Raw genomic sequence first — 11,800 nt, forward strand, 5'->3', positions numbered from 1 at the left:
TCTAAAATCAAGTATCTTTGCAAGAGATAAATAATTTATCCTGCTGTATGAAAGAACTCGCATTAAAGTACGGATGCAATCCGAATCAGAAGCCTTCACGTATCTATATCGAAGAAGGCGAACTACCTATCGAAGTCATTAACGGTCGCCCAGGCTACATCAACTTCATGGATGCCCTGAATAGTTGGCAGCTTGTGAAGGAATTAAAGGAAGCAACCGGTCTTCCCGCAGCCGCAAGTTTCAAGCATGTAAGTCCTGCCGGTGCTGCCGTAGGTCTACCATTGAGCGATACTCTCAAGAAAATCTACTTCGTAGACGACATCGAACTGCCGCTTTCTCCGCTCGCTTGTGCCTATGCACGTGCCAGAGGAGCTGACCGCATGTGTTCGTATGGAGATTTCGTAGCATTGAGCGATACGTGCGATGCTGTCACAGCTACCCTCTTAAAGCGCGAAGTTAGCGACGGCGTCATTGCTCCCGACTATACTCCGGAAGCCATCGAAATATTGAAAGACAAGCGCAAAGGCACTTACAATGTCATCAAGATAGATCCGGACTATCACCCTCAACCCATTGAGCATAAGCAGGTATTCGGCATCACATTCGAACAGGGACGCAACGAAATCAAGCTCGACGCCCCTGCACTTTTCGAGAATATTCCTACTCAGAATAAGACGTTCACCGACGAAGCCCGTCGCGACCTCATCATCGCACTGATTACCTTGAAGTACACCCAGAGCAATTCCGTGTGCTACGTCAAGGATGGTCAAGCCATCGGAATCGGTGCTGGGCAGCAAAGCCGTATCCACTGTACACGTCTGGCAGGCAGCAAAGCCGACACATGGTGGCTGCGTCAATGCCCCAAGGTGATGAACCTACCGTTCAAACCGGGTATCCGTCGCGCCGACAGAGACAACACCATCGATGTCTACATCAGCGAAGAACACGACGATGTATTGGCAGATGGCGTATGGCAGCAGTTCTTTACCGAGAAACCGGAGGTGCTGACAATGGAAGAAAAGAAGGCTTGGATTGCCCAAAACACGAAAGTTGCACTTGGCAGCGACGCTTTCTTCCCATTCGGCGACAACATTGAACGCGCCCACAAAAGCGGTGTGGAGTTTATCGCACAAGCCGGAGGCAGCATCCGCGACGACCATGTTATCGACACATGCGACAAATATGGCATCGCAATGGCATTCACCGGCGTGCGACTGTTCCACCATTGATTCATACCAATGTTCTTGAGTTTATAAGTTTTTGAGTTTTAGTATATAAAATGGGACAAAACCTCCTCCATCTAAAAACTCAAAAACTTATCAGCTCATCAACTCCAAAACTCAACAGCAATGAACGACATCAACGAAATCATAGAGACTGGCATGGTCTTCAAATCTGGTTCTAAGAAGAGCGGACAAAATGATGATAAGGTAAAGACCAAGGCCAAGAAGAAGAAATATATCACCGGTGCTCACGGCTCAGGTTCTGCCCGCCAGAAAGCTAAATACAGACAGCAGCGGGCCAACAGACATAAGTAAGCATCGGCTTACTTCTTCTCTGCATAGTAATTACGCTCACTTTTCACATTTCCACTCTTTGATAATACAAGTGTGCATTGCTGCAAAGAGCGGTTTGCATGGTCGAAAACCACAGCCGGATTGATTTTGCGACCTTTGAAATGGACTTCAAAATGCAAATGTTCAGTGGTAGCACGACCGGTTCGCCCGGTCAATCCTATCACATCTCCGGCCTTAACCAGTTGTCCCGTCTTGACCAAATTCTTTGATTGGTGACTATAGAGTGTCTCAAATCCATTGGCATGCTTGATAACGACACAGTTGCCATAACCAGAGAACGGACCTGAACGCGTGACCACACCATCAAATACCGCATGTATATTGTCATTCGGTTTGGTCTTCAGGTCGACTCCAGAATGGCGACGTTTTCCACCATATGGACTGATAACCTTACTTCCCAACAGCGGATAACACCACTCCATCTTCGACAGACTTGCCAGATTCAGCCTTATCGTACTGCTGCTCTCGAATGGATCTTTGTTTACATCGCCACACATTGTATTGCCCGTTGCGCCCTTACCGACAGCAGCAATATTCTGCAATCCCCCATTCGACGGTTCTGGCTGCGACACACTTACGCTTATACGATTGCCCACACGCTTGCACAGCAACGTCTGCTTACGCAAGCGATGCGCCTTCACCTCCAATATCGTTTCGGGATTGATACGTGCGCCATTCACCATGATAGAAAACAAGGTATAAGCCTGCACACCGTCATAACCGACAATAGCGATTGTCTGTCCGGCCTGCACACGCTGCTCCACCTGGACCAAATTTTGCGCATTATGACCGTACACTGTCTCCAATCCATTGTTATGGCGGATAACGACCACGTTTCCGAAACGATTAACCGAGCGCGACAAACGAACTACACCATCAAACATCGCCTTCACGGCATCGCCCTGCGTGGTCGTAATCTTCACATCCTGCTGATTCACCACCTCTGCCTTTCCCACAGGGAGTGGGAAAGAATAATCGCTATTCTTCAGAATACTGAAGTCTACACTGAAAGCGTTAGAACGACTGAACAGTCCCGGTGTCGGGATACTGATTTGCTGTTGTTCCGACGCACTGAATGTATCTTTGGCGGGCATGAATCCCGTCGTAACACCAATAAGCGCCAGGCCCATGACAAACTGTCTGAGTCTTGTTTTCATTTTGTTTAGGTTTTATCAGTTTATACTGTCTCTGTCAAAAGGATTCCGGTGAATATCCTACCAGAGTCGACACCCAGTCGACGAGCCGAAAAGAATTCATCGCTACGAGTATAGGTACATATCCCACTCATGTGGATACCCCCTTCGTTCACACCTGCCTGTAGTAATTGGAGTCGATTACACTCCGGCAAGTCTATATGCCATTTATCCAGTTTCCGAGATATGGCAGCCATGTCGAATGCTGCCTGTTCAAATAGTTCGTAAACTTCCTGTCCCACCTCGAAATGTTCTACAGAGATGCCCGGCCCTACGACTGCCAAGAGGTCGGAAGGTCTCGTATCATAGGCTGCCACCATCTCAGCAACACTCTTCAATACGATGCGCTTCACCGTGCCACGCCAACCTGCATGAATGGCACATGCCGCCCGGTGCACAGGGTCGTACAACAACACGGGGATACAATCGGCCGTAGACACACCGATACAGACGCCCTCTACATTGGTCATGATACTGTCAGCCCCGTCGAGAACCATACGACGTACACCGCCCGGCAACGCAAAGAAATCGGCCGATACCAACCGATTCTCCGTGCCATGCACCTGATGTGGCAACAATAATTGGCCATCATCGATACCCAAGAGCGCACACAGCGCAGCCCTGTTGGCTGCCACCGCATCTGCATCATCCCCACAATAGGGATTGATATTCAGCTCTCCATACTTGCCTTTGCTCGTGCCTCCATGTCGGGTCGTGCTGAAAGCTGTCACGCCTTCGGCCATTCGGTAAGTATGGAGTACAGGTTTCGCCATGAGCCTACTATTGTTCCGTATCGTCTTCGTCCTCATACTCGAAGTCATCTATTTCATCGATGTCTTCGATATCAGCATCTTCCAATTCTTCCAGTTCCTCATCAGTCCCCTCGTCGTGCATCTCATCGGCAAATCGCGTCATGTCCTTATCGCGATGCACTATCTTGTCTTCGGCCATGATTCCCTGAATCTTGTTGCTCTCGCTGTTCAGCTCACGCCACAAAATATCCTTCAACTCTGTCAGTCCCTGACCTGTCACCGACGAGATAAAGACTACGGGCAGGTCGTCGGGCAACGTCTCTTTCAACATTTCCACCAGTTCTTCGTCGAGCAAGTCGCATTTCGTCACGGCCAGCACACGATGCTTGTCCAGCATGTCGGGATTAAAGTTGCCCAGTTCGCGCAGCAAAATCTCATACTCCTTCTTGATATCATCGGTATCGCCAGGCACCATGAAGAGCAACAACGAGTTACGCTCTATATGGCGAAGAAATCTCAGTCCGAGGCCTCTCCCCTCACTTGCTCCCTCGATGATACCCGGAATATCGGCCATCACAAACGACTGCATGTCGCGATATCCCACGATTCCGAGCGACGGTTCGAGCGTAGTGAAAGGATAGTTGGCTATCTTGGGACGCGCACTCGACAGCGACGACAGCAGGGTAGACTTGCCCGCATTGGGGAAACCCACCAATCCCACGTCGGCCAGAAGCTTCAGCTCCATCACCACCGTGAGTTCCTCCATCGGTTCGCCAGGCTGTGCAAAGCGTGGCGCCTGATTGGTTGCTGTGCGGAACTGGAAGTTTCCGAGTCCGCCACGACCACCTTTCAGCAGCATCACCACCTGTCCGTCTTCCATGACGTCGCAGATGTATTTACCCGTTTCGGCATTATAGACCACCGTACCACAAGGCACATCGATATACACATCCTTGGCATCCGTGCCATGACACTTGTCCCTGCCACCGTTTCCACCATGCTCTGCAAACACATGGCGCTGATATTTCAGGTGGAGCAGTGTCCAGTAGTTATGGTTACCGCGCAGATATACGTTGCCACCACGGCCACCGTCGCCACCGTCAGGCCCGCCATTGGGCTGATATTTCACGTGGCGCAAGTGCATGGAACCTCTTCCGCCCTTACCTGAGCGGCAATGTATCTTAACGTAGTCTACGAAATTTGATTCAGCCATCTGTATTCTGATTACACGTTGGAAAATTTGTCTGAGTTCATCGGGACGAGACGCGCAGCCCCAGCGGAGTCGACGGAGCTACGTCGGCCTGTCAGAAATTGATAAGAGTTAGTGGGAGTCGAACTTACACCGAAGCCACGGGCATGCCGCCCAAACTTCCATTCACTCCCACTAACTCCTTTGTCTCTTGCTATTATAGCGCATCTACCACCTGGGCGATGCGGGCAAAAATCTCGTCAACAGTGCCAAGACCCTCGATATGGTGATGCACACCTTCCTGCTCGTACCAATCTATCAGCGGAGCAGTCTGTGTGTTATACACGTTGAGACGCTTCTTGATGGTCTCTTCGTTATCGTCAGAACGTCCACTCTCCTTGCCACGATTGATGAGACGTGCCATCAATTCGTCTTCGGGAACAGCCAGCTCCAACATGGCAGCCACCTTGTGTCCACGCTCGGCGAGCATCTTCTTCAGAGCCTCAGCCTGCGGAGTCGTGCGGGGGAAACCGTCGAAAATCACGCCTGCATGCTCTTTTCCGAATCCGTCGTAAACGCTTGCCAGAATGTCTATCATCAGTTCGTCGGGTATCAACTGGCCATTGTCAATATATCCTTTAGCCGTCTTACCCAGTTCCGTACCGTTCTTGATTTCGCTACGAAGCACATCGCCTGTAGAGATGTGGCCCAATCCGTACTTCTCAATCAGTTTGTCGCTCTGCGTGCCTTTACCAGCACCGGGAGCACCGAAAATTACAATATTCTTCATTTTTTATCTTGTGATATTTCTCTCTCTTATCAGCTATCCAGCGTATAAATGTCTCTCAACTCGCGCCCCTGCTGGTCGTAGTCCAGTCCATAGCCCACGATAAAGTCGTTGGGTATCTCCATGGCAGCATACTCGATGTTGAGCGGCACTTGCAACTTGCCGGGCTTCAGCAGCAACGTGCAGATATGGATAGACTCTGGGTTGCGCGTTCCAAGCTGCTCCACCATCCGCTTCATCGTCAATCCTGTGTCCACGATATCCTCGACGATGACAACCGTGCGTCCCGTCAAATCTTCGTTGATACCGAAAATCTCCGTGATTGTACCCGTAGAAGTCGTTCCCTGATAAGAAGCCAACTTCACAAACGAGATTTCACACGGTATCGTAAGATTGCGCATCAGGTCGGCTGCAAAGATAAAAGAGCCGTTGAGCACTGCCAGCAACAGCGGATTCTTATCGGCCATATCGCGATTAAGCCTGTCGGCCACTTCTTTTACACGTTTCAGAATCTCTGCTTCAGGAATAAACGTCCTAAACGTTTTGTCCTTGATAGTTACTTTAGCCATTGCACTTGGAATAAAAATTAGATTGCAAAAATACAAAAAAGAAATGAATAACCCACCAACCACCCGAAGATTATTGCAGTGCTACGCCAAAGAATAGCCAGCATCAAAACACGAAAGAGACCGTTTCAAAAAGCACACCAGGCCTCTGAAACGGTCTTTTGCGTATATATCGGCATCAGCCTAAGAGCCTTTCCGCCTATATCATCGTAGCTAAATGCCTAAAACATATAGCCACACGACAGCGAGAAGACATCGTGCTTGGTTTCACTAACAGCGCGGGCAAAACGCCTCAACCCTTTATCAAAACCAAAAGACACTTGGAAATGTTCACCAAAATCAGAGCCAACACGTGCACCGACGCCCCAATCTACATTTTCCTGAAACTTAGCCCCATTAGTAAAACGCTCCTTGAAGACTGGGAACTTACTTTTCGTCACACTATTATCGCTAGCAGACACACGCTTAAACGTAGCATTTCCAAAAAGTCCAAAAGAGATATAAGGTCCTACAGACACAAAGAGCGAAGTCTTTGTCCCCACGTGAAATCTATACCCCACGTGCAAAGGCACTTTCAAATACACAGGTGCAAAGTCTCTTGTTTCCTCCTTTAGCTTCGGATTAAGAGTATACACATCTTTCCATCTCTGTAAAGAGAGCAATGCAGCCATATCTACATACCACTTCTCCGAGAGCGAAGACAGTCCCAACTCGCCCTTTACACCTATTTGAGCACCTATCTTTCCCGTTGTAGCTTCCGGCATGTCATAGTTTAAACCTACCAAAGCGCCCAGCCTGAACTCCTGTGCAGAGGAAGTCATCATACAGCCGAGCAATACCAAAACACATGATTACAATACGTTTCATACTGTCATTACTTTTTGAGTATTAATGAAAATCCTGAGTATAATTACCTATTAACAATAAACTCTCTGCTCATAGAGAAACAAAAATTGCATTCCACATATATAGCACAACAATATACATGACATAATTACTGTTTTCTCCATATTCACAAATTTCAAATTAATGGCCGATTCATACACGGCATCGCTACGCCTAGCAAGTCGCCACCTATATTTTTAAGACGCAAAAACAGGATTTTCCCCATCTCTTTTCGGCTAAATAACTACATTTTAACACTATTACACCTTTCTCCCCATAAAGGGGCTATCGCCACAGCATTCGCTCTTGTAATGCGGCATTCTTTCCACCAACCAGTTTACTTGGCATCACTCAATAACTTACAGACTCAAAAACTCATCGACTTAAAAGAAAACTGCAAAGGCTCGGCAGCAACGCTGCAAGGCCCAAACAGCAATGCTGCAAAGCCCGGTCAGTAATGCTGCCAAGGCTTTGCAGTATTTTAAGTTGACGGGCAGACGAGATACAGGAGCCAGCAAATTCTTGAATTTTTAGAGTTGATGACAGTCAGCACCTATAAAGACGGCTACACAGGAGTGACAAATAAAAAGTAGGACAAATGGCACTCATATCCGCCATTTTTTGTAACTTTTGCAAGAAAAGACAACACGCTTAGTATAAACGAATAAACGGCTGGTCGGACTGCTTGAAAATTGGGTAACGAGATGGCAACCGTTCATATTTCCGAGTTCTTCATTGCTTTGCTACAACGTGGTAACTCTTGATTCTATAAAGGTATAAAAGAAATGCAGACGAAAAGAGAATGATGATAATTTTCTTTCGTCTGCATTTCAATTATAGCAGTTTCTTTAGTTCTTCAACATCTGGCAATGCTTGTTTTAATCTCTCAGGCATTTCATCTGAAGTCTTGTATGTAGCAACTCCCAATGGTTTATCGTAGTCTTGGATTACATACTCTACATACTTTTTGTCTGCACTCTTACATAGCACTATGCCGATTGAGGGATTTTCATGTGGTTTACGCATTTGGTCGTCCACTAAACGAAGATAGGTGCATAGTTGTCCCAAGTAAGAAGATTTGAACGCGCCTTTCTTTAATTCAATTACTACAAGAGCATTTAATTCTCGGTTAAAGAAAATCAAATCAGGGAAATGCTCAACTCCGTACACCTCTAATTTGTACTGGTTGCCGACAAACGCAAAGTCACGACCAAAGGTAAGAATGAATTTCTTAATATTATGTATGATTTCCTGTTCTATAACTCGCTCGTCAATATCCTCTTTATCACGCTCCTCAAGTTCCTCCACATTGATGAAATCCAACAGATATTCATCTTTAAACATTCCTAGTGCTTTCAATGATTGACGGACATCGGGTATCTTCTGAATGAAGTTATTGGCAATTTCGCCCTGATGATTAAACAAATCATCCTCTATTCTTGCAGCCAACACCTCCTTACTCCATTTGTTTGCAAGGGCTTGACGAATGTAGAACAGACGCTCTGCAAGAGAATTAGTTTTACGGACAATAATCATATGATGTGTAAAACCTAATCCTAAAAATGAGGTAATGTCAAAATCCTCTTTTTGAGGGATTTCGCTAGGTATCAATAATTGGGTATCAATTTCGCTAACTACGGTTAGCGATTTGTCATCACCTACTCCGCTAACCGCGGTTAGCGATTTCAAATCCTCGCACCAGGTTTCATAAAACTGACGCATAAATTTGATGTTGGCAGCAGAGAAACCACGAAGTCCGGGCAACTCCTTTTGTAGTTGCTGGCTGATTGCTTCGATTGCACCTTTACCCCAAAAGCCCTCGCGAGAGTTCTTAGAGACATAACATCCTATGCCATAATACAATGATAGTTGCTCTTTATTAGCAGAAGATGCAGCACGATACTGACTACGCAATATCGCTTCCTTTATAACCCTTACTGCCTCGGCGTATGTCTGCAATTCGCTCATATCAACTTGTTTTCTGCAAAGGTAAGAAAATAACGCCAATATAAGTTATAGTCTTTTTAAAATGCACTATTATTCCAATTTCGGTTGATTATTCCAGCGTTTTTCCGTATTTTTGCAGGGATATGAAGATTTTTACAGGAGTTCAGACCAAAGAACTCGACAGATATACGATAGAACACGAACCCATCGAGTCGATAGACTTGATGGAACGGGCCGCCAAGGCCATCACACGGGCCATCACCGACCGATGGGCCAACCGCATGCAAGTGATGGTGTTTGCCGGACCGGGCAACAACGGGGGCGACGCACTGGCCGTGGCACGCATGCTGGCCGAGCGCGACTATCAGGTAAGTGTGTACTTATTCAACATACACAACTACCTGTCGGAAGATTGCAGCATCAACAAGCAGCGACTGCTTGACTGCAAACGTATCAAGGAGTTTCACGAGATTTCCCTCAACTTCGACCCTCCCAAGCTTACTGGCGACACGTTGGTCGTCGACGGTCTGTTCGGTTCTGGCCTCAACAAGCCACTAGCCGGGGGCTTTGCCTCGCTCGTAAGGTACATCAACCAGTCGCCGGCCAAGGTGGTGAGCATCGACATGCCGTCGGGATTGATGACCGAGGACAACACGTATAACGTCCGTTCCAACATTATCAGGGCCAACGTTACACTGACCCTGCAACACCAAAAGCTGGCAATGCTCCTGGCCGACAACCAACCCTATCTCGGCGAAATACAAGTACTCGACATCCTGCTCTCGCCCGAATATATTGAACAAACGGAAGCCTCCTACACCCTCATCGAAGAGTCCGACGTGAGAAAGCTGCTCAAGCGACGCGGCGAATTCGTACACAAGGGAAATATGGGCAACGCCCTGCTCATAGCAGGAAGCTACGGAATGTCGGGCGCAGCGATACTGGCTGCCAGAGCCTGTATGCGTTCGGGAGCCGGAAAGGTGACCGTGAACACGCCGAAACGCAATTACGACATCATGCAAATCAGCGTTCCGGAAGCCGTGCTACAGATAGACAAGGACGAGGTCTACTTCTCCGAACCGGTAGACACTGCCGACTTCGACGCACTGGCCATAGGCCCTGGCATGGGCCAGCAAGAGAATACGGCCATTGCCATGATAGCCCAACTGCGCCGGACACAATGCCCCGTCGTAGCCGATGCCGACGCCCTGAACATGCTGGCCAACCATCGGGCATGGATGCAACAGCTGCCCAAGGGCATCATCATGACACCCCACCCCAAAGAGTTCGACCGCCTGTCGGGCGGAGCCAGCAACGGCGACTACGAGCGACTGACCAAAGCGCGCGACCTGGCCGAACATCTGGGAGCATATATCATACTGAAGGGACACTATTCGGCGCTCTGCCTGCCCGACGGCAACATACTCTTCAACAGCACGGGCAATGCCGGTATGGCCACGGCTGGGAGCGGCGACGTACTCACAGGCATCATCACCGGCTTGCTGGCCCGCGGCTATCAGCAACGCGAAGCATGCGTGCTGGGAATGTATCTACACGGACTGGCCGGCGACATCGCCGTTCGCGACAAAGGCATGGAAAGCCTTATTGCCAGCGACCTGACAGACTATCTGCCACAAGCCTTCAAACGTTTAAACGACTGAAACTATGAATATCAAGAAAATCCTACTGTCGACCACGCTGGTTCTTGGCGCTGCAAGCATACAGGCCCAACAGCCTGTAGAGGGAACAACGTATTTCCTGCCAAAGACAGCCATCAAATTCAACTTGCTCATAGAGAAGACCACCGTCACTCCGGGACAACTGGCACTGTATGCCGACAAATACATGAGACTGCGCAACGTACCCCAGAAGCCGAGTACGGCATACAGGCTGGTGAGCGTAAACATGCGGTCGGTGGGCATTCCCGACTCTGCCAAGCAATTCACCTTGCAGATGGACAAGAAGCATATCATCTACAGTGTGAACAGAGATGAGAACGGTGTGTTGCTGGCCGTCAACGCCCAACCTCTGAAAAAACAGGCATACAAACCTTTCAAAGCAGCTCGCAAACCGACATTGCCCGACGCCCACAACTATATGACGGAGGACATTCTGGCAGCTGGAAGTTCTGCGAAGATGGCCGAACTCATTGCCAGGGAGATATACGACATACGCGACAGCCGCAGCCAACTGTCGCGCGGAGAGGCCGAGTTCATGCCGAAAGACGGCGAACAGCTGAAACTGATGTTTGAAAATCTGGACACCCAGGAACACGCACTCATGCAGATGTTTGAAGGAACGACGCAGAAAGACACCGTAGAAACAGAACTGACGTTCGTCCCAGAGAAAGAGGCCGACAAGCAACTGCTGTTCCGATTCTCCAAGAAACTGGGCATGGTAGACCTCGACGATCTGGCCGGTGCACCCTACCTTATCAAGATAGAAGACCTGCACGACATTGCCACTGTGCAGCTGGGCGTCGAGAACGAGAAAAAATCCAAGGACGACATCGGCCTGAACGTAAACCTGCCAGGGCGCATCCGTATCACACTCTTCAAGGTAGACGAGCAATGGGCGAGCTTCGAACTGTATGCGGCACAGTTCGGCCGGATGGAAAAGATAAGCGGAGAGATGTTCGGTAAGAAAATCAATACCAACCTGGTATTGAACGGTATCACCGGAAACGTAGAGAGCATCCGCATGCAACCGCAGTAGACTTACGCGCACACGCGTACTATATTATAATGTGCCATGCAAGACTGAAATATCGTCTTGCATGGCACTTTTATGATATAGAAATCTAAGCCCATTCCCCCTATTCTAACGATATAAAAAGAAAAATGAAAAAAATATCAATAAGACATAGGGGTATTTTCATTTTTATCGTCATATACATGAATAAAC

The 11,800-nt window shown here is 48.3% G+C and carries 11 protein-coding genes; 4 read left to right on the forward strand and 7 right to left on the reverse strand.

Annotation, left to right across the window (positions count from 1 at the left end):
* Nucleotides 1-47: 47 nt before the first annotated feature.
* On the forward strand, nucleotides 48-1,229 hold the full coding sequence (locus ACZ42L_RS07050; protein WP_464705594.1) for a phosphoribosylaminoimidazolecarboxamide formyltransferase: 1,182 nt from the start codon (nucleotides 48-50) through the stop codon (nucleotides 1,227-1,229).
* Between the two features lie 120 nt (nucleotides 1,230-1,349).
* Nucleotides 1,350-1,538: a hypothetical protein gene (locus ACZ42L_RS07055; protein WP_464697702.1), complete on the forward strand. Its 189-nt coding sequence runs from the start codon at nucleotides 1,350-1,352 to the stop codon at nucleotides 1,536-1,538.
* A gap of 8 nt (nucleotides 1,539-1,546) precedes the next feature.
* Here ACZ42L_RS07055 and ACZ42L_RS07060 read toward each other — a convergent pair whose 3' ends face one another.
* The 7 genes from ACZ42L_RS07060 to ACZ42L_RS07090 all read right to left on the reverse strand — a co-directional run bounded on the left by ACZ42L_RS07060 (nucleotide 1,547) and on the right by ACZ42L_RS07090 (nucleotide 8,917).
* The gene (locus ACZ42L_RS07060; RefSeq protein ID WP_464715664.1) at nucleotides 1,547-2,734 is read right to left on the reverse strand and encodes a peptidoglycan DD-metalloendopeptidase family protein; all 1,188 of its coding nucleotides are present in this window, start codon (nucleotides 2,732-2,734) and stop codon (nucleotides 1,547-1,549) included.
* Between the two features lie 20 nt (nucleotides 2,735-2,754).
* Nucleotides 2,755-3,579, reverse strand: a complete 825-nt coding sequence (pgeF, locus tag ACZ42L_RS07065) for a peptidoglycan editing factor PgeF (RefSeq protein WP_464715665.1) — start codon at nucleotides 3,577-3,579, stop codon at nucleotides 2,755-2,757.
* A complete protein-coding gene (obgE, locus tag ACZ42L_RS07070) occupies nucleotides 3,551-4,735 on the reverse strand; it encodes a GTPase ObgE (RefSeq protein WP_464715666.1) in 1,185 nt (394 codons plus the stop codon). Before obgE ends, pgeF begins: the two co-directional genes overlap by 29 nt.
* 193 nt (nucleotides 4,736-4,928) lie before the next feature.
* On the reverse strand, nucleotides 4,929-5,501 hold the full coding sequence (locus tag ACZ42L_RS07075; RefSeq protein ID WP_464697710.1) for an adenylate kinase: 573 nt from the start codon (nucleotides 5,499-5,501) through the stop codon (nucleotides 4,929-4,931).
* Nucleotides 5,502-5,530: 29 nt separating this feature from the next.
* Nucleotides 5,531-6,067, reverse strand: a complete 537-nt coding sequence (hpt, locus tag ACZ42L_RS07080) for a hypoxanthine phosphoribosyltransferase (RefSeq protein ID WP_464697712.1) — start codon at nucleotides 6,065-6,067, stop codon at nucleotides 5,531-5,533.
* A gap of 218 nt (nucleotides 6,068-6,285) precedes the next feature.
* On the reverse strand, nucleotides 6,286-6,906 hold the full coding sequence (locus ACZ42L_RS07085; RefSeq protein ID WP_464715667.1) for a porin family protein: 621 nt from the start codon (nucleotides 6,904-6,906) through the stop codon (nucleotides 6,286-6,288).
* An 877-nt stretch (nucleotides 6,907-7,783) separates the two neighbouring features.
* Entirely contained in the window at nucleotides 7,784-8,917 is a 1,134-nt protein-coding gene (locus ACZ42L_RS07090) for a PDDEXK nuclease domain-containing protein (protein ID WP_464715668.1), read from the reverse strand.
* A 122-nt stretch (nucleotides 8,918-9,039) separates the two neighbouring features.
* Between ACZ42L_RS07090 and ACZ42L_RS07095 the strand changes: the two genes are divergently transcribed.
* The gene (locus ACZ42L_RS07095; protein WP_464702127.1) at nucleotides 9,040-10,557 is read left to right on the forward strand and encodes an NAD(P)H-hydrate dehydratase; all 1,518 of its coding nucleotides are present in this window, start codon (nucleotides 9,040-9,042) and stop codon (nucleotides 10,555-10,557) included.
* A 10-nt stretch (nucleotides 10,558-10,567) separates the two neighbouring features.
* Nucleotides 10,568-11,611: a DUF4831 family protein gene (locus tag ACZ42L_RS07100; RefSeq protein ID WP_464716989.1), complete on the forward strand. Its 1,044-nt coding sequence runs from the start codon at nucleotides 10,568-10,570 to the stop codon at nucleotides 11,609-11,611.
* The last annotated feature ends 189 nt before the right edge of the window (nucleotides 11,612-11,800 follow it).

The sequence above is a fragment of the Prevotella mikamonis genome (assembly GCF_055381405.1).

Bases quoted from the DNA above. Each gene is read 5' to 3' on its own strand.
- ACZ42L_RS07050 (WP_464705594.1), top strand. From the start codon at position 48: ATGAAAGAACTCGCATTAAAGTACGGATGCAATCCGAATCAGAAGCCT.
- ACZ42L_RS07055 (WP_464697702.1), top strand. From the start codon at position 1,350: ATGAACGACATCAACGAAATCATAGAGACTGGCATGGTCTTCAAATCT.
- ACZ42L_RS07060 (WP_464715664.1), bottom strand. From the start codon at position 2,734: ATGAAAACAAGACTCAGACAGTTTGTCATGGGCCTGGCGCTTATTGGT.
- pgeF (WP_464715665.1), bottom strand. From the start codon at position 3,579: ATGAGGACGAAGACGATACGGAACAATAGTAGGCTCATGGCGAAACCT.
- obgE (WP_464715666.1), bottom strand. From the start codon at position 4,735: ATGGCTGAATCAAATTTCGTAGACTACGTTAAGATACATTGCCGCTCA.
- ACZ42L_RS07075 (WP_464697710.1), bottom strand. From the start codon at position 5,501: ATGAAGAATATTGTAATTTTCGGTGCTCCCGGTGCTGGTAAAGGCACG.
- hpt (WP_464697712.1), bottom strand. From the start codon at position 6,067: ATGGCTAAAGTAACTATCAAGGACAAAACGTTTAGGACGTTTATTCCT.
- ACZ42L_RS07090 (WP_464715668.1), bottom strand. From the start codon at position 8,917: ATGAGCGAATTGCAGACATACGCCGAGGCAGTAAGGGTTATAAAGGAA.
- ACZ42L_RS07095 (WP_464702127.1), top strand. From the start codon at position 9,040: ATGAAGATTTTTACAGGAGTTCAGACCAAAGAACTCGACAGATATACG.